32 protein-coding genes and 2 pseudogenes are annotated in these 23,956 nt (G+C 50.5%); 31 read left to right on the forward strand and 3 right to left on the reverse strand.

The window, feature by feature from the left end:
- Positions 1-601 precede the first annotated feature (601 nt).
- Genes CW267_RS25320 through CW267_RS30935 form a run of 3 tightly spaced genes read left to right on the forward strand, consistent with a single transcriptional unit; the run spans position 602 to position 1,565 of the window.
- Positions 602-907, forward strand: coding sequence for a phage holin family protein (locus CW267_RS25320; RefSeq protein ID WP_133124641.1), 306 nt, complete (start codon positions 602-604; stop codon positions 905-907).
- A complete protein-coding gene (locus tag CW267_RS25325; RefSeq protein ID WP_064162818.1) occupies positions 894-1,373 on the forward strand; it encodes a glycoside hydrolase family protein in 480 nt (159 codons plus the stop codon). Before CW267_RS25320 ends, CW267_RS25325 begins: the two co-directional genes overlap by 14 nt.
- A 15-nt stretch (positions 1,374-1,388) precedes the next feature.
- Positions 1,389-1,565, forward strand: a complete 177-nt coding sequence (locus CW267_RS30935; protein ID WP_012967894.1) for a hypothetical protein — start codon at positions 1,389-1,391, stop codon at positions 1,563-1,565.
- A gap of 21 nt (positions 1,566-1,586) precedes the next feature.
- Here the strand turns inward: CW267_RS30935 and CW267_RS25330 are convergent, their stop codons facing one another.
- Positions 1,587-1,769, reverse strand: coding sequence for a hypothetical protein (locus tag CW267_RS25330; protein WP_064142410.1), 183 nt, complete (start codon positions 1,767-1,769; stop codon positions 1,587-1,589).
- An 85-nt stretch (positions 1,770-1,854) separates the two neighbouring features.
- Between CW267_RS25330 and CW267_RS25335 the strand changes: the two genes are divergently transcribed.
- Both CW267_RS25335 and CW267_RS25340 read left to right on the forward strand, forming a co-directional pair.
- The gene (locus CW267_RS25335; protein WP_064142409.1) at positions 1,855-2,139 is read left to right on the forward strand and encodes a hypothetical protein; all 285 of its coding nucleotides are present in this window, start codon (positions 1,855-1,857) and stop codon (positions 2,137-2,139) included.
- A 97-nt stretch (positions 2,140-2,236) separates the two neighbouring features.
- Positions 2,237-2,509, forward strand: coding sequence for a hypothetical protein (locus CW267_RS25340; protein ID WP_133124639.1), 273 nt, complete (start codon positions 2,237-2,239; stop codon positions 2,507-2,509).
- A 308-nt stretch (positions 2,510-2,817) separates the two neighbouring features.
- On the opposite strand, the gene CW267_RS31755 is transcribed toward CW267_RS25340, so the two are convergent.
- Positions 2,818-2,937: a small membrane protein gene (locus CW267_RS31755; RefSeq protein WP_139042688.1), complete on the reverse strand. Its 120-nt coding sequence runs from the start codon at positions 2,935-2,937 to the stop codon at positions 2,818-2,820.
- A gap of 553 nt (positions 2,938-3,490) precedes the next feature.
- On the opposite strand from CW267_RS31755, the gene CW267_RS25345 reads away from it, so the two are divergent.
- The gene (locus CW267_RS25345) at positions 3,491-3,850 is read left to right on the forward strand and encodes a hypothetical protein (protein WP_100781193.1); all 360 of its coding nucleotides are present in this window, start codon (positions 3,491-3,493) and stop codon (positions 3,848-3,850) included.
- Between the two features lie 469 nt (positions 3,851-4,319).
- On the opposite strand, the gene CW267_RS25350 is transcribed toward CW267_RS25345, so the two are convergent.
- Positions 4,320-4,652, reverse strand: a complete 333-nt coding sequence (locus CW267_RS25350; protein WP_100781192.1) for a hypothetical protein — start codon at positions 4,650-4,652, stop codon at positions 4,320-4,322.
- A gap of 107 nt (positions 4,653-4,759) precedes the next feature.
- On the opposite strand from CW267_RS25350, the pseudogene CW267_RS25355 reads away from it, so the two are divergent.
- The 25 genes and pseudogenes from CW267_RS25355 to CW267_RS25480 form a co-directional block, all read left to right on the forward strand.
- A pseudogene (locus CW267_RS25355) lies at positions 4,760-4,885 on the forward strand (lysis system i-spanin subunit Rz); the annotation flags it as partial.
- A gap of 75 nt (positions 4,886-4,960) precedes the next feature.
- Complete coding sequence (locus CW267_RS25360; protein ID WP_064142405.1) at positions 4,961-5,332, forward strand: hypothetical protein; 372 nt, start codon at positions 4,961-4,963, stop codon at positions 5,330-5,332.
- Between the two features lie 131 nt (positions 5,333-5,463).
- The gene (locus tag CW267_RS25365; RefSeq protein ID WP_064142404.1) at positions 5,464-5,700 is read left to right on the forward strand and encodes a DUF2560 family protein; all 237 of its coding nucleotides are present in this window, start codon (positions 5,464-5,466) and stop codon (positions 5,698-5,700) included.
- Between the two features lie 249 nt (positions 5,701-5,949).
- Positions 5,950-6,954, forward strand: a complete 1,005-nt coding sequence (locus tag CW267_RS25375) for a terminase small subunit (RefSeq protein ID WP_100781191.1) — start codon at positions 5,950-5,952, stop codon at positions 6,952-6,954.
- Positions 6,932-8,236: a terminase large subunit domain-containing protein gene (locus tag CW267_RS25380; protein WP_053810481.1), complete on the forward strand. Its 1,305-nt coding sequence runs from the start codon at positions 6,932-6,934 to the stop codon at positions 8,234-8,236. The genes CW267_RS25375 and CW267_RS25380 overlap by 23 nt, the downstream gene beginning before the upstream one ends.
- A gap of 4 nt (positions 8,237-8,240) precedes the next feature.
- Positions 8,241-9,665, forward strand: coding sequence for a DUF4055 domain-containing protein (locus CW267_RS25385; protein ID WP_100781190.1), 1,425 nt, complete (start codon positions 8,241-8,243; stop codon positions 9,663-9,665).
- Positions 9,649-10,761 (forward strand): phage minor head protein, encoded by a 1,113-nt coding sequence (locus CW267_RS25390; RefSeq protein WP_100781189.1) that lies wholly within the window; start codon positions 9,649-9,651, stop codon positions 10,759-10,761. Before CW267_RS25385 ends, CW267_RS25390 begins: the two co-directional genes overlap by 17 nt.
- Before the next feature lie 105 nt (positions 10,762-10,866).
- Complete coding sequence (locus CW267_RS25395) at positions 10,867-11,631, forward strand: DUF6651 domain-containing protein (RefSeq protein ID WP_016160818.1); 765 nt, start codon at positions 10,867-10,869, stop codon at positions 11,629-11,631.
- Between the two features lie 87 nt (positions 11,632-11,718).
- On the forward strand, positions 11,719-12,855 hold the full coding sequence (locus tag CW267_RS25400; RefSeq protein ID WP_004184463.1) for a P22 phage major capsid protein family protein: 1,137 nt from the start codon (positions 11,719-11,721) through the stop codon (positions 12,853-12,855).
- A gap of 40 nt (positions 12,856-12,895) precedes the next feature.
- On the forward strand, positions 12,896-13,207 hold the full coding sequence (locus tag CW267_RS25405) for a hypothetical protein (RefSeq protein ID WP_101148668.1): 312 nt from the start codon (positions 12,896-12,898) through the stop codon (positions 13,205-13,207).
- 3 nt (positions 13,208-13,210) lie between these two features.
- Positions 13,211-13,621, forward strand: a complete 411-nt coding sequence (locus tag CW267_RS25410) for a protein singed (protein ID WP_100781188.1) — start codon at positions 13,211-13,213, stop codon at positions 13,619-13,621.
- A 1-nt stretch (position 13,622) separates the two neighbouring features.
- The gene (locus CW267_RS25415; protein ID WP_016160821.1) at positions 13,623-13,919 is read left to right on the forward strand and encodes a hypothetical protein; all 297 of its coding nucleotides are present in this window, start codon (positions 13,623-13,625) and stop codon (positions 13,917-13,919) included.
- On the forward strand, positions 13,891-14,274 hold the full coding sequence (locus CW267_RS25420) for a glutamate 5-kinase (RefSeq protein ID WP_100781187.1): 384 nt from the start codon (positions 13,891-13,893) through the stop codon (positions 14,272-14,274). The genes CW267_RS25415 and CW267_RS25420 overlap by 29 nt, the downstream gene beginning before the upstream one ends.
- Before the next feature lies 1 nt (position 14,275).
- Positions 14,276-14,827, forward strand: a complete 552-nt coding sequence (locus tag CW267_RS25425; RefSeq protein WP_012967909.1) for a hypothetical protein — start codon at positions 14,276-14,278, stop codon at positions 14,825-14,827.
- Positions 14,824-15,216 (forward strand): phage tail terminator-like protein, encoded by a 393-nt coding sequence (locus CW267_RS25430; RefSeq protein WP_004190640.1) that lies wholly within the window; start codon positions 14,824-14,826, stop codon positions 15,214-15,216. The genes CW267_RS25425 and CW267_RS25430 overlap by 4 nt, the downstream gene beginning before the upstream one ends.
- 23 nt (positions 15,217-15,239) lie before the next feature.
- Positions 15,240-16,172: a phage tail tube protein gene (locus tag CW267_RS25435; RefSeq protein WP_100781186.1), complete on the forward strand. Its 933-nt coding sequence runs from the start codon at positions 15,240-15,242 to the stop codon at positions 16,170-16,172.
- Between the two features lie 39 nt (positions 16,173-16,211).
- Entirely contained in the window at positions 16,212-16,694 is a 483-nt protein-coding gene (locus tag CW267_RS25440; protein ID WP_040182785.1) for a hypothetical protein, read from the forward strand.
- Positions 16,695-16,861: 167 nt separating this feature from the next.
- Positions 16,862-17,029, forward strand: coding sequence for a hypothetical protein (locus CW267_RS25445; RefSeq protein WP_100781215.1), 168 nt, complete (start codon positions 16,862-16,864; stop codon positions 17,027-17,029).
- 179 nt (positions 17,030-17,208) lie between these two features.
- Positions 17,209-17,694: a hypothetical protein gene (locus tag CW267_RS30190; RefSeq protein ID WP_128205887.1), complete on the forward strand. Its 486-nt coding sequence runs from the start codon at positions 17,209-17,211 to the stop codon at positions 17,692-17,694.
- 120 nt (positions 17,695-17,814) lie between these two features.
- Positions 17,815-20,928, forward strand: coding sequence for a phage tail length tape measure family protein (locus CW267_RS25455; protein WP_071582780.1), 3,114 nt, complete (start codon positions 17,815-17,817; stop codon positions 20,926-20,928).
- An 83-nt stretch (positions 20,929-21,011) separates the two neighbouring features.
- Positions 21,012-21,347 carry a hypothetical protein gene (locus CW267_RS25460; RefSeq protein WP_015958316.1) on the forward strand — a complete coding sequence of 112 codons (336 nt, stop codon included), beginning with the start codon at positions 21,012-21,014 and terminating at the stop codon, positions 21,345-21,347.
- 312 nt (positions 21,348-21,659) lie between these two features.
- Entirely contained in the window at positions 21,660-22,124 is a 465-nt protein-coding gene (locus CW267_RS25465) for a hypothetical protein (protein WP_071582781.1), read from the forward strand.
- A 180-nt stretch (positions 22,125-22,304) separates the two neighbouring features.
- Positions 22,305-22,787: a DUF1833 family protein gene (locus tag CW267_RS25470; protein ID WP_032755157.1), complete on the forward strand. Its 483-nt coding sequence runs from the start codon at positions 22,305-22,307 to the stop codon at positions 22,785-22,787.
- Positions 22,788-22,796: 9 nt separating this feature from the next.
- Positions 22,797-23,177, forward strand: coding sequence for a nitrite transporter (locus tag CW267_RS25475; RefSeq protein ID WP_071582782.1), 381 nt, complete (start codon positions 22,797-22,799; stop codon positions 23,175-23,177).
- Positions 23,174-23,956, forward strand: a pseudogene (locus CW267_RS25480) (phage tail protein); the annotation flags it as partial. The gene CW267_RS25475 and the pseudogene CW267_RS25480, both read left to right, overlap by 4 nt.

Below are 23,956 nucleotides of genomic sequence, written 5' to 3' on the forward strand. Positions count from 1 at the left end.
TGTATGAGTTTTTATCATTAATCATTTAATGATTTAATATGCATTAATTAATCGTAATCTGATTTTTTAAAGCGTTTTCGGCTGGCGTGTGTACCCTATTGCTGTAGGGTATTGACTATATGAATGTTGCCTGGATAATGTATTTGAGTGGTGAATCCCCCTATGCGGAGGGGCGTACACAGCATTGTTTTTATTTGCTAAACCGTAAGCGCGAGTCATGGCGGCTGGCCAAAGGCTCATCGGGAGGCACCTGACACCACAACCAATACAAACAAAGAAACAGCAGTGGCAGGCTCGCTTCGGCGGGCCTTTTCTGTATAAAAAAAGCCTGCATGGTTTCATGCAGGCGAGGCAGTTATGTTTAGATCCTGTTCCGGTATATGGCTTTTTTGGCCGGAAGTTGAAAAATACCGTCTCGATTACATTTTGTAAACAATGGATTCAAATCACAAGGCCATGTATTTGCGTGGCCTTTTTTATTTCAGGCTCGCGGGAGTCATCATCGATACGGCTCGTTGTCAAATCATCCCGATGGGCCTGAACCTCTTCAAACTCACAGCTTCCCGATCTTTCATCGGAGGCGGTAACTATGGCTAAACGTATGCAAGACAAAGAGAGCATTGCCGGGATGTCCTGGCTGGTTCTGCTGATCATTGCTTGCTGGGGTGGACTTGTCCGCTACCTGATAGATGTGAAGCAGAGCAAGGCAACATGGAGCTTGATCAATGCTCTTGCCCAAATGGTGGTTTCAGGGTTTACCGGTGTTATTGCTGGCCTGGTGAGCATTGAAAGCGGACTGAGCATTTACATGATTCTGGCAACCGCGGGGATAAGCGGCGCGATGGGCTCCGTAGCGTTGACCTATTTCTGGGAGCGCCTGACGGGGTTTAAAAATGCAGGAAATTAATAATCAACGAAAAGCGTTTCTGGATATGCTCGCCTGGTCGGAGGGTACAGACAAAGTGGGACAACCAACAAAGAACCGAGGCTATGACGTCATTGTTGGTGGTTCACTCTTTACTGATTACAGCGACCACCCTCGCAAGTTGGTGAGCCTGCCAAAGCTGGGTATTAAATCCACCGCAGCGGGCCGCTATCAGCTGCTGGCCAAGTGGTGGGATGCATACCGTAAGCAGTTGGGACTGAAAGACTTCTCACCGGCGTCGCAGGACCAGGTGGCCCTGCAGCAAATTAAAGAGCGTGGAGCTTTGCCGCTCATTGACAACGGGCAGCTTCTTCAGGCCATCTACCGTTGCAGCAATATCTGGGCGTCTCTCCCCGGCGCGGGCTACGGCCAGTTTGAGCATAAGGCCAGTAACCTCATCGCAAAATTCAAAGCCGCTGGCGGCGTCGTAGCGGAAGTTAAACAATAAAGCTGAAGGTAACTTATGAACTATCTCATTAATCGGCTGAAAGAGCCGTCAACCTGGCGCGGCATCATCCTGGTCATTGCTGGCGTATTTGGTTATCAGATGCCTCCAGGCATTCAAGAAACGGTCATCGCTGGCGGCGTAGCGCTGGCTGGCGTTGTTGGCGCGGTGATGCCGGACAGCGTTAAGAAGTAAGCAGGCTAGCAACCGGCAGGGCTACAGAAACCCGCTTTCCTTCAGTTTCTTAACCAATAAGTAATTGGTGATTACTCCAAGAGAAACCCCAACAATCCACGGCACAGCTGAATCAAGCATTAGTGAGTTGTTCACGTTAATGCTGGCGGTGATGCAGGCATAGGTATTTGTAAAAGCAAACCATGTAAAAAGTATCTGTTTCATTTGGTTATCTCCACGCTTTCCCTCCCAACAATATCCACCTACGAGCCGGTAAAAGCAAATCAGATACAACCGAAAGGGCTACGAAATGAGTGAAGCAAAACCGCAGGACGGCAGCACTGTAAAAGGCTACCGCACATTAACCGCTGGCGAAATTGAGCGGATGAACCGCCTCAAAGGTGTCAGCCAGCATTTTTGCAGTCTGCTCGATACTGAGCGAGAGGTTACAACGGCTGAAGTTGTCGAGCGTGGTAGTCAGGCCGAAACCGAGAGAGCAGAGGCTTTGCGCTGCATGGCTATCGCGCGCACCAAAATGCAGGAAGCCTGTATGTGGGCATGTCGTGCAATAGCAAGGCCTGATAGCGATTGTTGATGCTGTGACATGTCACAACAAGCCCACCGATACGTTGGCTTTTTTTGTCATCCTATTTGATATCATCACCAATAATAACAATCAGGGTGAGATGACAATGAAACAGAAAATTACAGATGCATTTGTTAATTTTACGCATAGCTGGAACGACTTGCTTCACGCTTCCATTGAAAGGAAAATCTCAGACGTTTACGACCTGGCATATCCTAATAAGAATGATTTTGAACACCGCGAGTCCACTACAAAAGCCATGCGAGAGTTTTACTACCAGCGGATGATGAATACGGCCTCGTTGCTGCTCACTGGTGTGTCACTACTGGTGGCATTGTTTGCACTGATCGTTGCGATAGTGGCCATTAAATATTCTTAGGCCCATGGGTCGTACTCGCTGATCACGTTGGGCTGCTTACCGCGGGCAGTAGGAAAGTCTGAGCGTTTCGTCACCCGATATGCGAACGCCAAACGCGTACTGGTTATTAGCGGCGATGATGTGACAGGAACTCAAGGGCACGGGCGCAGAGCACTGCGAGAGTGTGGTTGTGTAATCAGGTCATGGATCTTGCGTATAGACGTTCTCTGCGACACTAGGGTGACTTAGGCCTTCTTACGGGAAGGCGGTAGTTAGTAAGCAGGGATAGTGCCGGTTGACTACCCCTTTTGTGCAGAATTGGGTAAAAGTTAATACCTTTTTTTAAAAGTATTTTTATATTTCCTCGTTTCTCGCAAGTATGAAACCAGTGAACCCACTGCAACTAAAAGAAGAACTACAGCTAACGCTATCATCAGTATGGTTGTCATGTGAGTTAACCCTCCTAAGGACCATGGATATTATGGCTCGCATGAGGGGTAGTGTGGGATTTAAGTGAGAGAATTCCTAACTGGAATTTTTTCTTAATTTGAAACCTGATATGAAACTTTATTGTTGGTTTTGTAATTATTCGATATGAAATGATTAATTTTTGTCTGCCAAGATATACAGTTTTCCGAAAGAGGTGTTTTTACTGGTTACATCGGATTGACTATGCACTTATCGCATAGCTAATGTAGATGCGTGGTGAATCCCCCTGTGCGGTGGGGCGACCAGCCAGGTTTTCTCTTTGAGCACACACGCAGGTCTGTTGGCTGGGGCAGACTTACCGGGAGGCACCCGGCACCACAACATACTGCATAACCCCATAAAGGCCTTCAATTACGGTAGGCCTTTTCTCTTCTGGTTGTATCTAATACTGTGGGCAGGTCAGCTGGCTTATGCAGGACAGATTATTTTTTCTTTTTGAATGCCGCTTCTGGTGTGCTTATATTCTACCTAAAAATGGGTAGGTGTGTTGTGATTAGAAAATGCTATGCAAGAATGTCTGAACCAGCTTCGAATGACAAGCTGACACTGGAAATGCTTGTATCTGACGGCGGGCGTAAGATTTTTATCTGGGATTTTGATAAAGGCGTGGCAACTTTTTCTGGAGGTATAACAGGTAAGCAGTTTAAATACGCTGTACAAGGTGAAAAGGATGCAGGGAATATCAATCTTGTCAGAGATAACACGATTGAGTGCACTATTTATGGGGTTAAGGAGTACACCTGTGGAAATGGTGATTCCGATAAATCCTCTTCTGTGTTTTGCTCATTGTGCGAGGGGCAGATACTCATTATCGAATGCCAAAAGACTTTTATAAGAAAACCGTTAAGGCTTGATGCGATCACGTTTGAATGATAGCTACCCATAGTATTCCCTTCTTATGCTCAAAGGGAATAACAAATTCTCGGTATCACATTTCTGGATATTGGCGATGCCTTCCGCTGGTTGGGCTAATCTAAGCGCTCTTCAACAAACGCTCAGTCAATAAAAAACCCCGTGGAGTAATTCCGACAAATTGACGGGGTGCTGCATGGTCAGCTAATGGCTGATTCTAGTCAGCTTAAGAGACGTTTTTCTACTGGTTGCGCGAAATAAATAATGGCCGGGGCCAGGGGGAAGTGGCTCATCCCTGAGCTCACGGGTAGAACAGTGGACTTTGTCATGGCAGAGCAAAGTTATACATTAGTTTAGAAAACATTCCGCATTTAACAAGCGTAGCGAGTGTATACTTGATAACTGAGCCCAAAGCTGAGCATTATCGAGACCATTCCACAGAGTGGCTTCGATAATGCTTATTCAAAACTATCCGGCATTGGATAATAGTTTACTTACGCATTGGTTTGGTATCTGCAATACGCTTAACATCAGCGTCCAATTCCGCCAATTTTTTAGGTGTCAGTTCTCCTTTCTCGATGAGCGGGAGTAAACGCGAGTACCTGTATAAGTAAACCTCAGGGGGGAGTAGTGATCCTCTCCCAGCGTCCTTAATATTTGCAGCATGGGATTCCCATTCAGCAATAGCCATTTTCATTGCTAATTCAGCAAGGCGCTTCCTTTCTTCTGCTTTTCTTTGCAGATGGGCATTCCAGAGTGTAAGTAAACCGGACACCACAGCGGATACAACAGCGCTTGTTGCTACAAGAGTTAGCCATTCCATCAAGTTTCTCCATTATCTTTTTGATAATATTAGCAACATCATAAAGGAGTTGTTATGGCAAAGCCCGACTGGGAGGCCATCGAGACGGCTTACCGGGCCGGAGTAATGCTTCCGGCCCCCGACTTACAGACTCCGCTCAACGGGATTATTGGCGTCTCCGATCCGGAATTGCCACCATCACAGGGCAAGTGAGCTACCTGCAGGACAACATCAAAACTCAGTGTAAGCAATGAGAGGACCACGAGAGGAAAAAAAGCCTCCGGGGTGTTATAATTACGTTTAGAAACTATCTGTCTTGTGGTGGCAACATGGATTCATTTTTTCTCTGGGTGATCCTGAAGATCACTACAATTTTCTTCGGTTTTTGCTGTGTTTTTATGGGTTATAAACTTTTAGTAAAAGGAATTTTCCCTGCGGACTCTGATATCGAGGTTGGGTGGGATAAAGATCGTCGACTGGTTCTTAGAAGAGCATCTCCAGGCGTGATTTTTGCCGTGATTGGATTTGCTATTATCGGCCTTACATCATGGTTTGGCATTTACAAAGGAGCCAATCTCATCGCCCGTTCAGTTGTCGCAAGTGATCCAAATCCAGCAACTCACGATAGCGCTACAAATTTGCAGGCCGAAGCCAAGAAGGAAAAGGCAGCTATAAGGCCTACAATAAAATCGAATGATTAACTCAAGCCGCCTCCGGGCGGTTTTTTGTTGTCATCGCAAAGCTGGCTAAGGGTGGCTTTTTTAATGACCTTACAGGAGCCATTTCGCAGAGTGGTTTCTATAATATTCCCCACATCGCACAGAGGTAAGACATGTCAGAGATCACCACATCCGAACAAATCCGCCTGGATATCATCAAGAAGGTGAATTACGACACAGCAGCGGCGAAGTTAGCCATTGACTGGGTAGGCGACAGCTATCTGAAGTCTGAGCTATTCGCAGACTCCTTTGATCGTGTCTTCACTGAAAGTGAGATTGTCTCGAAGACCCGCAAGGCAATCCAGGAAGCGACCGAAGCGCTGGCGCTGTTTGATACCACCGCTGAGTAATCATCACAAAGGCCACCATTGGTGGCTTTTTTAATGGTTATCGAATAGGGGGAGCCTATGCCGGTATGCACGATTTCAATAGAGGTAAAAAGCCGCTGGTGGCTGCCGTTCTACCTCAAGACTCTGGCTTTATTCTGCCTGATGTTCCAGCTCGAACCTGATTACGAAAAGACAGCCGCACTCATCACTAAGCATGGCATCAGCCATAAAGTGAAGGCGGGACCAGTGCGAAAGATTACGGAGTAATTCATGGCAAAACCGGACTGGGGCGAGCTTCAGCAACGGTTCCTGTCCGATCATGCCGCAACCGGCGTATCACCGAAGGATTGGTGTGAAGCGCAGGGACTGAATTACGCTACTGCCCGCCGATACATCAAGAAACCCACAGCGCAAACTGCGCAAAAACCTGCGCAGAGGAAATTGCGCACTGCGCAAAAGGAAAAGTGCGCAGAAGAGCTGGTGGATGATGATGGCCTCACCGATCAGCAGCGTTTATTTGTCGCAGAATACCTGAAGGACAACAACGCCACGCAGGCCGCTATCCGTGCCGGCTACAGCAAGAAGACTGCTGAACAAATTGGCTATCAGCTGCTTCAGAAAACTTCAGTTGCGCAGGCCATTGCGCAGCAGCAGAAAGCATCCATTGTGCGCACGCTCGGAAGCGCCGATGAAGTGCTTGAGCAGATGTGGCGCCTGGCCACCTTCGACGCCAACCAGCTATCACAGTATCGCCGCGGGAGTTGCCGCTATTGCTGGGGCTTCGGTCATCAATATCAATGGCGCGATGCGGTTGAGTACGAAGAGAAGCGACTCGAAGCGCTTGAGCGAAAACGTCGAGAGCCTTTGGATGATGGCGGCTACGGTTACGACCACACCAGCACACCTAACCCGGAATGCCCTCGCTGTAATGGTGATGGCATCGGCCAGCCATACTTCGCTGATACGCGTAAGCTGGCGCCTGATGCTGCGCTTGCCTATTCCGGTGTGAAGCTTGGGAAGAATGGCGTGGAGATTACCGCTATTAGCCGTGAGCGAATGTACGAGGCGGTGATGAAACGTCTCGGCCTGGCTGATAGCGAGTTCGCCCAGCGTCTGCAGCTGATTGAAATTGAGCGCCGGCAGCTGGAGGTTGAAAAATTACGCAAAGAGCTGGCTGCTGATCCGGAGGATGACGAACCAACGCCAGTTGCAATCAATATCAACGTAGTCGATGCGCGAGTGAGGGAAGAGGATGGCGATAGCACCGACGCTTAACATCCCTCAGGCCAAATTTCTTGCGATGCAGTACAAGTTTAAGGCCTACGTCGCCGGCTTCGGTTCCGGTAAGACGTGGGTCGGTTGTGGTGGCATCTGCAAAGGGATGTGGGAACACCCCAAAATCAACCAGGGTTACTTTGCGCCAACGTATCCGCAGATCCGTGACATCTTTTATCCCACTGTTGAGGAGGTGGCCCACGACTGGGGGCTGAATGTCAAAATCAACGAGGGAAACAAAGAGGTTCACTTCTACGCCGGGCGCCAGTACCGAGGAACGACGATTTGCCGCTCGATGGAGAAACCGCAAACCATTGTTGGTTTTAAAATCGGTAATGCGCTGATTGATGAGCTGGACGTAATGCCCGCCAAAAAGGCGCAGTTAGCCTGGCGAAAAATCATTGCTCGTATGCGTTACAACGTGGCCGGTCTTCGTAACGGGATCGACGTCACCACGACGCCGGAAGGGTTTAAATTCGTTTATCAGCAGTTCGCAAAGGCTGTACGCGATAAGCCTTCGCTCTCAACGCTGTACGGCCTGGTGCAGGCCTCGACGTTCGACAATGAAAAGAATCTGCCGCCGGACTATATCCCGTCGCTGATGGAGTCATACCCGCCGGAGCTGATCAAGGCTTATCTCCGTGGCCAGTTCACCAACCTGACCAGCGGGACGATTTACCATCAGTTTGACCGTAAGCTGAATAACTGCCGGGAAGAAGAGCAACCCGGTGAGCCGCTGTATATCGGTATGGATTTCAACGTCGGGAAGATGGCCGGGGTTGTTCATGTGTTACGTCTGGGGCTTCCGTTTGCAGTTACTGAAATCATCAAGGCTTACGACACGCCGGACATGATTCGCATCATCAAAGAGCGGTTCTGGCTATATGACGGCCATGACTACCGAAAGGTGCGTGAAATCTATATCTACCCGGACGCTTCCGGCGATTCCCGCAAATCCAGCAATGCCAGCGCCACGGATATCGCTCAGCTTAAGCAGGCCGGCTTCAATGTGGTTGTGAATGCATCAAACCCGCCAGTGAAAGACCGCATCAACGCGATGAATGCCATGTTCTGCAATGGTAACGGTGAACGTCGCTACAAAGTGAATGTAAAGCGGTGCCCGGTGTACACCGAATCGCTTGAGCAACAGGTTTGGGGCGAAAACGGTGAGCCGGATAAAACGGCGGATAACGATCACCCCAACGATGCCGGTGGGTATTTCATTGTGAAGCAATTCCCGATTATCAAACCGACTGGAAAAGTCACCCAACTGCGGATGTAAAACCATGCCTGATATTTCAACGCCCAACCTCGACTATAACGACATGGTTGAGGCATGGGATATTAATGATGCGCTGATGGGCGGCACGCTGGAAATGCGCCGGCAGGGCAAGAAGTATCTCCCGAAATGGCCGAACGAAGATCCTGAAAGTTATAAGGAGCGTTTGGCTTCGGCAACGTTACTACCTGCCTATGAAGAGGCCATTAAACAAAACATCGGGCGAGTGTTTGCTGAGCCGACGGTATTGAGTGAGGATTCTCCTGAACAAATACGGGAGCTGTCGCCAGATATTGATATGGAAGGAAACCGGCTCGATGTCTGGGCGCAGCAATTTTTCAGCATCGGATTCCAGTATGGTCTGGTACATGCGCTGGTGGATTTCCCGAAAATTGACCGGGAGGCAGTAAAAACTAAAGCCGACGAAAAAGCCGCGGGATCCCGCCCGTATGCCACGATGTTAAATCCTCGCCAGGTCATCGGCTGGAAATCGAAAGTGGTTAAAGGGAAAGTGATGCTGACCGATCTGCGTATCAGAGAGGTCATCATTATTGATGGCGACGATTACGGGCAAACGAAAGTTGAGCAAATACGCCATATCATGCCGGGCAAGGTTGAAATTTATCGCCGAAATAAAGGTGATAACGGCGAAAGCCAGTGGCAGATTCACGACGAGTGGGAAACCAGTCGCGATGACATTCCCCTGGTGACGCTTTACACGAAACGCACTGGCTTTATGCGCGGTTCACCGCCACTGCTTAATCTCGCCTTACTGAATATCAAGCACTGGCAGAGTCAGAGTGAACAGGACAACATCCTGCATGTCGCTCGCGTGCCGTTGCTGGTGGCTTACGGTCTGGCTGATGGCGAAACGTTGACGATAGGTTCTTCCTCTGCGACTCGTTTCGATGACCGCCAGCGGCAGGGACTGGAATATGTCGAACATACCGGATCGGCCATTGAATCCGGTGAGACATCGCTGGAAAAGCTGGAAGATCAGATGCGACAGGCCGGGGCAAAACTCTTACGTGCCGAGAACACCTCGACCAAATCTGTTGACCAGACCAATGAAGAGCGCATGCAGGAGAATTCCCCGCTGTACACGATGGCGAGTTCGCTGGAGGACGCGCTCGATAACATTCTGCAAATCATGGCGGAATGGCTGGGCGAGAAAGAAGGCGGCAATGTCGATGTACGCACCGAACTGGATGTTTCAGCCCAGACGTTTGATGCCGCAGCTGCAACAGCTGTTCAGTCGCTCCGTCAGGGTGGTGATATACGTCAGGTCGATGCTGTTCGCGTTTTGCAGGCCCTCAAATTTATCGATCCGGACGCGAAGCCCGAAGAGGTAATCGACGAGTTGCGGAATCAGCAGGTCACGCTGGCCGGCGGACTGAGTAACCCGGGTGGTGCAAATGGCAACGGCGAATGACAAGCTCCAGGATGAATCGATAGCGCATGCGATATGGATAGCGCGGTACAGCACCAGCGTTGCAAACAGGATGATAAAAATCCTGAATGACAGCGATGCGGAACTGACAGCCAGATTGCTGGTAGCGATGGATAGCCTGGATGCTGACAGCTTTACCGTGTCGCGACTGGAAGCGCTGCTCGTTAGTGTCAGAGCTCTCAATCGCGAGGGTGTGCAGTCAATGTACACGGGACTATCTGATGAGCTGCTGCAACTCGCTCAGCACGAAGCAGGCTTTCAGCTGAGCCTGTTCCAGTTTGCGATCCCCGATGATGTGCTATCGCTTCACCCGCTGGTGGGCATTTCACCGGATGCCGTTTACGCAACTGCGATGGCACAGCCGTTTCAGGGGCGCCTGCTTTCGGAGTGGGCAGATAACCTTGAAGCTGACAGGATGGCAAGAATTTCCAATATAGTGCGGCAGGGTTTTCTCCTGGGCGATACGCATGAGCAAATCGCCAGAAAGGTCCGGGGTCATGCTAACCGTGGCTATCAGGATGGCGCGCTGCAGATGAGCCGCACCAATGCTGGCAGTATTGCAAAAACGGCTGTGGGGCATCTTGCTTCTACGGCCAGGAAAAGCTTTGCAGATGCGAACGATGACATTTTGAAGGGTAAGCAGTGGTTATCCACTTTGGATAACCGTACATCAAAAGACTGTCGGATTCGCGACCGCCTCAAGTACACACTGGATAACAAGCCGATCGGCCATAAGGTGCCGTATCTGCAGGGACCCGGGAAAATCCATTTCTGCTGTCGCAGCGTCGAAACCTACATCCTGAAATCGTCTGATGAGCTGGGTATTGCTGTTGGGCAAATATCAGATAGCTCACGTGCCAGCATGGACGGGCAGGTGCCTTCGGATACCGATTATCAGGGCTGGTTCTCGCGCCAGTCGTTCACGCGACAGTCCCAGATCGTTGGCGTAACCCGGGCCCGGCTGATTCGTGATGGCGGCATGTCGCCCGATGACTTCTACAACGACAAGGGCGAATGGCTGACTCTGGAGCAACTTCGTAACCTGGATGCTCAGGCGTTCAGCAACGCCAGACTTTAAAGCTTTTTAAGTCTTCAATCAGGCTGCCTCCGGGCGGCCTTTTTTATTGCCGTGATCCGGATGGTGAGCGGTGCAACGGTCGGATGACCCCGAAAAGGTAACCACATGAAACTGAAAACAATCGAAGTTAACGGCAAAAGCTATGCAGAAGTCGATTCCAGCGGTTTACCCGTCTACGTCCACGATGACGGCCAGGAAGTTGGTTTTGATGCTGTGCAGGCCGTTGGGAAAATCTCCTCTCTGAATGGCGAGGCGAAATCTCATCGTGAAGCCAAAGAAGCCGCTGAAGCCGGTCTGGCTAAGTTTGCCAAAATCGGTGATCCGGCGAAGGCGCTCGAAGCGCTGGAGATGATGACTAAAATCGACCAGAAAAAACTGATCGACGCAGGCGCCGTTGATCAGGTTAAAGCGGATATCACCAAATCATTCCAGGCCCAGCTTGATGAAGCTACTCAGCGTGCGACGACCCTTGAAGGCCAGCTTTATCAGGAAATGATCGGCGGCCGGTTCTCTGGCTCGAAATTCATCGCAGATAAAGTAGCAATCCCGGCAGATATGCTTCAGGCGCGGTTCGGTCAGTCCTTCAAAGTTGAGGACGGGAAAGTCGTTGCCTATGACGGCTCCGGCAACAAAATTTATTCCCGCTCTAAACCGGGCGAACTGGCGGCCTTTGATGAGGCGCTGGAGTTCCTGGTGGAGCAGTACCCACAGAAAGACCACATTCTGAAGGCCAGCGGCAACCAGGGAGGCGGCTCACGGCAGTCTCAGCATTCACTCGGGCAGAAAACGATGAAACGCGATGCGTTTACCAGTTTGAGCCCGACAGACCAGCAATCAACTCTCAAAGACGGTATCACCATCGTCGATTAATTCTTTGCCAGCCGCCGGATGGCTGCTGGTGCCGGAGCTGGATAGCTCAACCAACCCTATATTTTAATCTCCAAGGAATCCATACACATGGCTAATACGCTTACCGGGTTGATCCCGACTATCTTCACGGCTCTGGATACCGTATCTCGCGAACAGGTCGGTTTTATCCCGGCTGTATCGCGTAATGCTAAAGCTGATGCGGCGGCGAAGGACCAGACTGTTACTGCGCCGGTTGCCCCACCGGCAACCACTGTTGATATTACCCCGGGGGCTACTGCGCCAAATGACGGCGACCAGACGATCGGCACCGTTGATGTCAAAATCACCAAATCTAAAATGGCCCCGGTCAAATGGAACGGTGAGGAACAACTGGCACTGGGGCCCGCAGGGACATACAACACCATCCTTGCTGATCAGTTTAAGCAGGCTTTTCGCGCGCTGGCTAATGAGATGGATGCAGATCTTGCAGCTCTGTATTTCGCATCCTCCCGTGCTGTTGGTACGGCCGGCACCGCTCCTTTCGGTATTGCAGGTGATTTGTCGGATGCGGCAAATGCGCGCCAGGTTCTCTCTGACAACGGTTCGCCGACAACAGATCTGCAGATGGTTCTCGGTTCTTCGGCTATCGCAAACCTCCGCGGTAAACAGTCTGTTCTGTTCAAAGTAAACGAATCCGGTACTGATGCGCTTCTGCGCGAAGGTATCGTGGGGCGACTGGAAGGTTTCAATATCCACGAATCCGCGCATGTTAAGAAACGCGCTGCATCTCCGGCTGCGGGATACCTAGTGAATGGAGCAAAAGCTGAAGGCGATATTCTGATTGCGATTGATACCGGCACAGGTGCTTTTGCAGCAGGTGACATCGTGACGTTTGACGGGGACAGCAATAAATACCTTGTTGCTGCTGCGACGGCCACAGCAATCACCCTGGCTGCTCCTGGCTTACGTCAGGCACTGGCCGACAACACCGCTATTACCGCTGGTGGCGCCTACACCGCAAACATGGCGTTTGATCGCAATGCATTCCTGCTTGCATCCCGAACTCCGGCAATGCCGCAGGGCGGCGATACCGCGGATGATGTGATGAACGTTACTGACCCGGTATCTGGTATCACTTATCAGGTTGCTCTGTACCGCCAGTATCGCCAGGTGCGTTACGAAGTCGGTTTGTCCTGGGGCGTAGCGGCAGTTAAGTCGGCGCACTCAGCGTTGTTGCTGGGCTGATAAACAGGGGGCTTCGGCCCCTTTTTTTAGTGGAGGGCTTATGGCCGGATTGACCAAAGAGCAGCGTGCTGAACGTGCTGCAGCAAAACTTGCGGCCACGCAGGTTGATGCAAATGCTCCTGAACAGCAGGAACAGCAGGAACAGCAGGAACAGCAGGAACAGCAGGAACAGCAGGAACAGCAGGAACAGCAGGAACAGCAGGAACAGCAGGAACAGCAGGAACAGCAGGAACAGCAGCTGGTGGCGATGATTACCGATTTCCCGGCATTCCCCGGCGCCCCCAATACCGCCAACGTTCACCCTGATGAAGTGGAGAACTGGAAGGCGCACGGCTGGAAAGAAATGGAGTGATACATGATCACTTTCATCACCGTTGAAGTTGTCAATTCGATTCTCGGTGCCACCTGGACAGATGAAAGCAAAAAAGCCAAATCTGTGCTGATGGCTAATACCTGGATGAATGGACTTAACCTGAAAATGCCGTGCGATAAGGCCACTCACGAAATCATCATTCCTGACGATGTAAAACAGGCTGGCGCCTATGCAGCGCTGTCGGCGGCAAATGGCGGGCTGTATCAGCAGAAAACTGATTCGGGGGTATTGCTGAGTAAGACGGTTGACGCTGACGACGTTTCTGTTTCAAAGACCTTCGCAGAACTCGCTACCAACAGCTCTGCATTGCTTGATTCTGACCTGCAGCTGGCGCTGGCCATGCTTAAGCCCTATGGCGTTAGTCAGTCACAGGTGCGGCTGGTGAGGGGGTGATATGCAAAATCCAGATGTACATTATGCCGGTGACGGGCTCGGTCCTCGCGATGTGTTTGTGAATGGAAACCCGATCAGACATGTCGTTTACGCAAACCCGGCAAAGGGCGTTGTTGAGTTTGCTCCGCTTCCGCTGAGGGTTAAACGCAACGGCGAAATCTATACCAGAAAACTGCGTGGTAACGTCCTGGTACTTTTTACTGGCGGATATGTTTCTAACAATATCCCGCTTCAGCGTTTTGGTGAAAAAGGCATAGAGGAGGTAGACCGTGGGTATCCGCGACGAACTCCAAACTGAAGTCGCCGCAGCATTCGATACCGACCTGCAGGATGCCGTTAAGGATTTCACTGGAACATATACCGTTCGAGGTGCCTGGGATCCGGTGACGGAAACCGGCACTGAAACGCAGGTGGCTTACTCGGGACGCGGAGTGCTGGCGCGCTATAAACTGCGCCGTATCGATGGCGTTAACATTCTGCATGGTGATGTGAAGCTAACCGCCCTGGTTAACGAGGTGACTGATAAGCCGGCCGTCGGGCATATCATCACCGCACCAGATCCGATTACGGGAGCGCTTCAGCGTTACGACATCATAGCCGCTTCTGCCGACTCTGCTGGCGCTGCGTACTCAATTCAACTGCGGAGGGCGTGATATGGCTAAGGGCTGGAACATTGATCCGGCGGCATTCGCCGGGCTGGTGGCTGAAGATGTAAAACTACGCCAGCGGACAATCGCCATTCAACTGCTGAATGAAATCGTTCAACGGTCGCCGGTAGGAAACCCGGAGCTGTGGGCCATCAACGCGACCGCGGTTCAATACAACAAAGCGGTAGGTGAATGGAACGAATCTCTTTATGCCGACCCTGCTAACCTGACCAAAACCGGAAGGCTCAGGAAGAAAGTCCGTGTTAATGACAGCATGGATATCAGGCGGCCGGCTGAGTATCGCGCAGGAACCTTCAGGGCATCGCATTTTGTCAGCATCGGCGAACCCGATCACTCCGTCCCGACCGAGCCGGATCCGCGTGGGACAATGACGTTTCTAAATGGCAAAAATATCATTGACCAGGCGCCAGCCTACTCGGTGATTTACATCCAGTCGAACCTGCCTTACTCCGTGCCTCTGGAGAATGGTCACTCAACGCAGGCGCCAACAGGCGTCTATGCCGTCTCGTTTAATGGTGTGATTCAGGCCTACAAATGACCCTTACAGAAATCAGAAACGCTGTCATTTCCCGAATGGCGGCACAGACCGCTATTGCCTCTGATGCGGTGGATTACCCCAATGGTCCGGTATTTGACCCCAGCAACCGCGATATCTGGGCCCGCCTCACCAACATTGCAGGACAGGCTGGCGCAACCGAGATCGGGGATGGGCCAGTCGTCCACAGGACGGGCTTACTCATCATTCAGCTGTTTGTTCCGGTTGGCTCCGGGACGTTGCTTATCTCCCGGACGGCTGATCAGCTAACGGAGCTATTCGAGTTCAAGGACGACGGAAAACTTAGTTATTTCGCTGTTTCTGCTGTGCCGGCGGGTGAGACCGATGGCTGGTTACAGCTCAATCTTCAAATTCCTTATCGCGCTCTGTAGCGCACAAAAAACAGGAGGCTCCTGTGAGCTCAGGTGCAAAAGTAGTAGCCGCGTTTATTCGCGAGACAACGCCAGGAATCACGCCAACAGCAGGGGCGTGGAACCTGCTGCGCCGTTCTTCATTTGGTCTGAAACCAACTCAGAACACCAACGACAATGACGAAATCGCTGGTGACCGTATGGCGCAGGGTGTTTCACGCGGCACAGTGGATGTCGGCGGCGATGTCGGCACACGGTTTCGCTGGAATCAGCATGACGATTTTCTTGCCAGCTGTTTCGGTACCGAATGGGTAAATAACGTGCTGACGATGGGTAATGGTCGTATTACGTTCTCCGTGGCGACCTTTGCCAGTGATGTGGGGATCGCCCAGATTGCACGCGGTTGCCAGGTTGGTACCTTCCAGATGGAAATCCCGGCCGATGGTGATATCACTGCAACCATTACGTTTGCAGGGCTGGACTGGGAGACGAAGGGGGACGATACCAGCTTTTTCACCACGCCAGTGGATTTAGCGGGGGCGCTGCGTTACTCCTTCAAAGAGGTCACAAACATCCGGCTAAATGGTGTTGATGGCGGGACAGGCTTCTGCGTCGACACCTTTAACATTCAGTTCAACAACAATATGCAGACTCAGCGCTGCATCGGTACCGGTTCGGCGTTCGCCGGCGCAAACATTCCGACAACCTTTACCCCGTCAGGTCAAATCACGCTGTCATGGTCAAAGGCTGCCTGGGAGGTTTACAAAAAAACGTTCACCGGCGAAACGGTGCCGTTTAGCTTCACGCTGGAGAATGATGAAGGGGCCTATACCTTCGATTTCCCGGAAGTGCAGATCTCCGGCGACTGGCCGGATGCGGGGAGCACTGACATTGTTCAGGTTCAACTGGATATCACCGCGGCCAATACTCCGCCAACTATTACCCGCGTTCCTGCCACTAATGGCGGTGGTGATTAAAATTGGCCCTCTTTGGAGGGTTTTTTTATGGAGTTTTTTATGCTGATTGTTACCCCGAAAATTGATTTAAATGGCGAGCGCTGGTTTTATCCCTACAAAAAGCCAGAAGGCAGCAAGAAGGAATTCTCGCCGGAAGAAGAATCGCTGTTCAAACTTCGCCTGCTGGTGGCCAGCAGCGAGAATCCGCAATATCGCTCTCGTAACGCGCTGGTGCGTCGCCACATCGATAAGATGGACGCAGGTTATAAGGTGGGGACAACGGATTTTAATCTCGCCAGCGTGGACGATATCGACTCTGTTGATGACCTGCTGATCGATAACGCCGCTCGGTTCCTGCTGAAAGGCTGGGAGGGAGTAGGTCAGTTAGTCGACGGCATAGAGGTTGCTCTCGACTACACCCCAGAACTTGGGGCCGCCATGCTGAAACAGCACCCGGCGCTATACTGGCTGATACTGGCTGAGGCGGCAAACATTGCTCAGGGTAAGGAGCAGCAGACTCAGGAAACCGTAAAAAAGCTATAGAGGCCCAAAAGTGGCTAAAGGAATTCGCCGGCGAACAGGGCGAGAAAGCAAAGTGGCGCAGGGAGAAGCTAAATCTCCCGCCCATTCCAGAGCCTGAAATCGATGCAGTCACTGGAGAGATCCTCAACGCTTACGCCATGATATCGCGCGGCAGAAAGTATGCCGGCATGGCCGGAGTGCCGCTCCCTCTATCCCTGAACGATATTGAGCTTTACCTGGCATCGCGCACCATCCTGATCGACCGCATTGAGTTTGATGCAGCAATACTGGCCCTTGATGATGCATGGAGGGCTGAGTGGGCGAAGGAACAGAAAAGAAACAGCAAGAAGAAATAAGCCCTGGCACAGTCCGGGGCTTTTTTATAACCGCAACAAATCGCATGTCCTGATGTGAGGGCTGCGAAAGTCGCCAGATAGAAAACTTGATGCGAATCTGATTTTCATAATTACACGGTGAGTTAACGACTGTAACAGTGATATAGTGATTTTTATTCGGCAAAGGGTGCTTGCAAAATATGTCATTAAAATTACTAATATTAACCTCTATTCTTGGCTTAACTGCTTGTGGTTCAAACAAGGCCATAGAAACTTTCAAGGGTACTCCGGGTACTGCAGGGATGGCATATTGCGTACGTGCATTATGGCAGTATGATGCTATTGAGAATAACCATCCGACTGGCACTATACGTATTGTGGAAAACCGTGGAGGTACTGGTAGTTTTTACGTGTTTGATGATAAAGGTGAAGAGTTGGTATCTGCTACAGGAACTTATGGTTTTTGGCCTGGTGAAAAACCTAAAGATATCGACATTACTTTTTATATTCCTAAAGATAAATCGTTAACGGCATTGGGTAAACGCAGACTGGGGTTGAGTAAAAAGTGTGCTGCACTACCTACTAAAGAGCGTGATGACACATTCCTTCCTACTGTGTTATGTACAGATCAGACTGCTTGCAGTTTCAGGAAAAATCTTCCTGAAAATAGTCAAACAACACAATAAATCACTAGTGGGTTTGTATCTATTTAGTCTGTAATAGATTCCGGTTTTGGAAAAGAAAAAGTTATTTATCACTTAAAACCCGCTTTATCGGCGGGTTTTTTATTGCCCGGAGAAAGGTAAATGGCAGAACAAGAATCACGGCTAGCGATACGCCTGGACAGCTCCGGGGCAGAGAAGCAGGCTGACAGCCTTGCTGTTGCGCTTGATAAGATGACTCAGTCTGGTGATAAGGCTGTAACCAGCATATTCAAAGTGACAAAAGCGACTGACGATGAAAAAGATGCTCTCAATAAATTACGAGCAGCCATTGATCCGGTTGGTGCTGCAATTGATACAGTCGGTCGCCGCTATAGTGAGCTAAAAAAATACTTCGATAAGGGTCTAATTGACGAGGAAGAGTTTCGTTCGCTGTCTAAGATGCTGAATGACACCACTGAGGAACTAAGTGGTGTTGCACAAGCTCAACGAGAAGCAGAGAAGGCCAGCAAACTGGCTGCTGTGCAGCAGGAGGCGCAGGCTGATGCATTCCAGAGAATGCTCGATAAAATCGACCCTCTGGCAGCTGCTCTTCGCAATCTTGAACAACAACAAAGTGAACTGAATACTGCCTTTAAATCGGGCGCAATTAATACTTCCCAATATGATGCATACAGCAAAAAACTTCAGGAGACTCGTCGGGAAGTCACTGGCGAAGCACAAGCCGAGCGCGAGGCTGTAAAAGCACATGATGAGCAGGTAAATGCACTGCGTCGTCTTGAGGCCCAAATAGATCCCGTAGGTGAAGCATTCCGTCGCCTTAACGAGCAGCAGCGCCAGCTGGATACAGCTAAAACATCCGGGATGCTGTCGCCCCTGGCTTACGATCGCCTCAACAGTAAACTTGCAGAATCCCGCGATGCTCTGGAGAAAACCCAGGCGCAATTGGGTAAAACAAGCCAATCTGCAGCTCAGACTGCCAACGCTATGCGCATGATCCCTGCTCAGATGACCGATATCGTTGTCGGTCTTTCTACCGGGCAGTCACCGTTTATGGTTCTTATGCAGCAGGGCGGTCAGCTCAAAGATATGTTTGGCGGCATTGGGCCAGCGATTAAGGGCGTTGGCACATATGTCATGGGTCTTGTTAATCCCTATAGCGTAGCAGCTGCTTCAGTTGGGTTGCTAACTTATGCTGTCTATCAGAACCGACAGGAAATTGATGCTGCGACAAAAATAGCCACAACGTCCCTTGGCGCTAATGGAGATGCTGCTGAGCGACTTGCACTCAATATGGTTGCCATATCTGATAAGACGGGTCAGACGATCGATGAAGTCGGTAGTATGTTTATAACGACTAATGACGGTGCGAGCGAAGCAATAAATAAGCTTATCGACGTTGGTTTTAGTTATGACGAGGCAAGGACAAAGGTAGCCCAATACAAGGATTCTGCTAATTTCACCGCCTTGAATGCTGATATTGATCAGCATCGACGGGAGATCCTGAAAATAGGTGACTCGTGGACAGCTGCAGCTATTGAGGTCAAAAATTATTACACAGCAGCGGATAAGGGTAGGCAAAACGTAGCGCTTGGTGGCGCAATTGACCCTACGATGAGGTTTATCGGCCAGGCATTAGATCTGCAAACCACGATGAACACACTTACCATTGAAGGTAATAAGGCGGTAAAAAATTCCGTAGACTGGATTAATAAGGAGTATCTGGCGGCAGACAGGGTTGCCGGTGCAGAAGCTCGGTTAAAGGAGGCAAGAGCACAGTCCAGAAAAATTGCTTTCTCAGGAAACAAAGAAGCAATAGATCAGGCCAATGCGCTAATTGCTGTAAGAGAAAAGGAACTTGAGCAGGCTAAGAAAAGCCAAGAGCCTAAGAAGAAAAAGGAAAAAGCCTACACCGAAGATGCTGCCACCCGGCTGCTTGATCAGATAAACCAGCAGACTGCTGCCATGCAGTCCCAGTTGGATGCCAGTGACAAGCTTAACAGCGCAACCCAAGCACGGGTTAAGTTCGAACAGCAAATTGCTGACCTCAAGTCTAAAACGCAGCTCACCGCTGACCAGAAGTCGATCCTTTCCCGTTCAGATGAAATCCTCCAGGCATATAAGCAGCAGGAGGCACTGCAAAATTCCGTAAAAACCCTGGACGATTACCGGAAAATGCAGGAACAGGTAAAGACGAAGGATGAGCGGACCAACGATCTGCTTAAAACCCGTCTTGAACTGCTGGAGAAAGCCAAAACAATCGGGCAACTAAAACCCGGTGAATATGAAAAAACACGGGCAGATATTTATCAAAACACCGATATGCAACTGCCCTCGACCGTTCGTAATGTTGTAGGAAACCTGACACCCACAGGAGGGCGACTCTCTGGAACTTTTGAGGGGATGCAGGGGCAAATCAACGAGTATGACCAGGCTCAGCAAGAGCTCCAGCGCTGGCTGGCAGCTCAGGAGGAAGCTTATGCGAAGGCCGGCGAAATAACTGCCGAGGGTGAGGCCAGAATGACCTCGATTCGTCAACGTGCAGCGGATGCAAATCAGGTCATAGAGGCTCAGAAAAACACCATCATATCTGCGGCCACGCAGTCCTTGTTTGATAGTACCGCCGAAATCATGCGAACGGGTTTTGGTGAGCAATCGGCAATCTACAAGGTTGCTTTTGCTGCGAGTAAGGCATTCGCTATCGCGGACTCTATGGTGAAAATCCAGCAGGCTATCGCAAGCGGTGCAGTAAGCGCGCCTTATCCGGCCAACATCATCGCTATGGCCTCAATCGCTGCGCAGACTGCCAGTATCGTCTCAAATATCCAGGCTGTTTCAGGAGTTGGCTTCGCCTCCGGCGGTTACACCGGCCCCGGTGGTAAGTATCAGCCCGCGGGTATTGTTCACAAAGGTGAGTACGTCTTCGACCAGGCTTCAACGAACCGGATCGGCGTGTCTCAGCTTGAGGCACTTCGAAATGGCCAACCGCTTGATGCAACTCTGGGGCGTACAGGGTTTGGTACTGGTGTTCAGAACGTTAACAGCGATAACCGTAGGCAAACAACTATACACGCGCCGATTAATCAGGAGTTTCATCTCCAGGGTATTACTCCGGAGCAGTTGAGCGCTACACTCAATCAGAATAATCGACTGCTTTCCAGGCAGTTAAAAGGTGAACTCACAAAGGAGGTTACCATGCCACAAGGAGCTTTTGGCAACGCTCTAAAAGGAAACTATACACGACACGGTCCTAGGTAAGCTAAACTGCATTAGCTGAGACTTGATTAGGTAGGTAAGTCTAACAATCTGAGTAGGTGCAAGAAAACACAAGGATCTTATTAATGGAAGCGTTGTTAACATTTACATTTAAAGACTTTATAGCTTTTATGATTCCTCTTTTTATTGGCGGACTTATCTTCAATAGGAGGCGTAAACGTAAGGAGGTCCGAGTGAAGTTTTCATTTCTTTGGCTTGTTTTGATAGTCGGTGGAATTCTTGAAATATGCGATGATATCTACACAACTTATTCCTATAGGCATAATCACTTATATAATAATGATACGCTTACAACCGTGTTTAACTATGATTTTGCAAAAATTGTTTTTTGTGGGGTTTTGATCTTTGTTTCTATTGCGCTTCTTCTTCAGGAGTTGCTTTTAAACAAGCAGTCACATTGACGTATATTGCCTGTCGGCGCATCGCCATTTTTTATTTTGATATGGGGCTGTGCCGAAACAATGTAAGCTTACATTAAAGTCAATAAAATTAATATATTGATAATGCTGTTTTTTATTTCTTTTAGCTCTTGAGGTGAGTTGGTAAATATATCGCCTTGTGTGTTTTTTTTCGATTTAATAAGATTTTTATCTTCGTTAATTTGAACCAAAAAATCAGAGATTTCTTCGATTCCATCGTGCTTTATTCTGAAATGAATACCCTCCTGAGGTTAATGGTGAAATTTTATTCGAGATACTTTACCGGGAGACTGCATGACTGATATCTACTACCCACATGACAGCCTCCCTATGCCATTACAGGAAGGATACGGATTTCAGCCTGTGAGCCCGTTAAAACGAACCCAGTTAACCACCGGTCGCGCTAGGCAAAGGCGAGCTTTTACGTCCACGCCGACGCAGGCCAGCATCACCTGGTTTATGGAAACCGATGCGCAGGGACTGGCGTTTGAGTCCTGGTTCCGTGATGCGTTATCTGACGGGGCTGCATGGTTCATGATGAAACTGCAGACGCCGGCAGGCATTAAGTTTTACAAATGCCGCTTCACAGATATTTATCAGGGACCGGTGCTGGTGGCCCCGATTTACTGGAAGTACACGGCGACGCTTGAATTATGGGAACGCCCCCTTGCTACTGCCCCATGGGGTAATTACCCTGAATGGATCGTCGGCAGCTCACTGCTGGATATTGCGCTGAATAAGGAGTGGCCCAAGGCTTGATTAAAACCGTTTCACCTTCATAATTACTTGTGTCGATTTGTGGGAAAGTCCTTCATGCCGCTCCGTAGCCGGAGCGTGAAATAAAGCGCGGAATAGCGATCCTGCCGGTGAGGGTACACCCACATTCGACACCAATTTTTAAGGTCACCTTCGGGTGGCCTTTTTTATTGGGTATAAATCATGACAAGACTCAACCGCCTCTACGCCAGCAGCGGACCGGAGGTGATCATTGAGACGCTGCAGATCACCATTGGCTCTGATGTTCACTACCTTTGCCAGGGTTACGACAACATCACGGCGACGACGGAGAACGGCGATACCGTAACGTTTTCAGCCTGTGCGATAGACATTGCGCTGCCGGCGCGCAATGCGGACGGCACGCAGGACCTCAAATTTGCCTTGTGCAATATCGATGGTGTTGTGTCCACGGCGATCCGCAATGCGCTGGCTAACCGTCTGTCTGCATTTCTGACGTACCGGCGTTATATCTCCACGGATTTAGCGGCCCCTGCGGAAGTGCCGTATACGCTGAAAATCAAGTCTGGTTACTGGACGGCGACAGAGGTGCAGATCACTGCGGGCTACATGAATATCCTCGATACCGCCTGGCCGCGTTACCGCTTCACGCTCCCTGTATTCCCCGGACTGCGTTATATCAGCTAAGGAATCCCAATGTTCAACCCTGATAAATACCGTTCTGTTAAATGGCAGAAGGGCGGCAGAGCCTACCCGCTACTTGACTGCTTCGGCATTGTGAACGAGATACGCCGCGATCTGAATTTACCCGTCTGGCCCGATTTTGCAGGGGTCACCAAAGACGACGGCGGCCTCGACCGGGAAGCACGCCGGATGATGCTCACTCTTGAACATTGCGAACCTTGCGAGGGTGCCGGGGTTGCCTGCTATTCCGGGTCAACCGTCACACATGTCGGGATCGTCGTCAACATCGATGGCCTGCTGCATGTGGCGGAATGCAACCCCGGTACGAACGTCACCTTTCTGCCGTTGCCGCGGTTTAAGCGCCGATTTGTCAAAGTGGAGTTCTGGCAATGACCATTCGTTTTTACCCGTCCCGGCTTCCCGGTGAACCACTCGAAACGCATGAGCATGGTGTAACCAGTATTCGCAGCTGGCTGGTGGCAAATGTTGAAGGCTACGAGGATCGGGATGTCCCACCGCTTACCGTTGAGGTTGAGGGGCTGTTAATTCCTCCAGGTGAGTGGGCCACCTGCGTGATTCGCCCTGATAGTGATGTCAGGCTTTATCCGGTTCCATTCGGGCTGGAGGCCGCCACAATCGCGTGGATCGGTATCGGTATCTCCGTTGCCGCTGCAGCCTATTCGCTTGTTTTGATGAGCACCATTGATACGGGCGGCTATACCTCATCCACAGGGCGGAGTCTCGACCTGAACCCGGCGCGGGCCAACACCGCAAAACTCGGTGATGCCATTCGTGAGGTGTTTGGCCGGGTGCGTATCTACCCAGATTATGTGGTGCAGCCGGTTACCCGGTTCGATGCCGCCGATCCTACGAAAATGCGCGTCCAGATGCTGCTTTGTCTCGGTGTCGGTGATCTGATTTATACCAATGGCGATATCAGGGTTGGCAGTACGCCAGCTTCAACGCTGCCGGGTTTCAGCAGCATCCATTACCCGCCAGGAGCGGACGTTTCCGGCGATGAGCGCAGTGAAAACTGGGTCAACAGTACGGAGGTCGGCGGGACATCATCCGGTACCGGACTGGATATGGCCCAGACGTCGCCGGACGCAGACGACATTATCGCAGACAGCATGACCGTCTCCGGATCGAGCGTGACGTTTACCGGGCTGGAT

This window comes from Klebsiella sp. X1-16S-Nf21 (genome assembly GCF_002837615.1).
Taxonomy (GTDB): Bacteria; Pseudomonadota; Gammaproteobacteria; order Enterobacterales; family Enterobacteriaceae; genus Klebsiella; species Klebsiella variicola.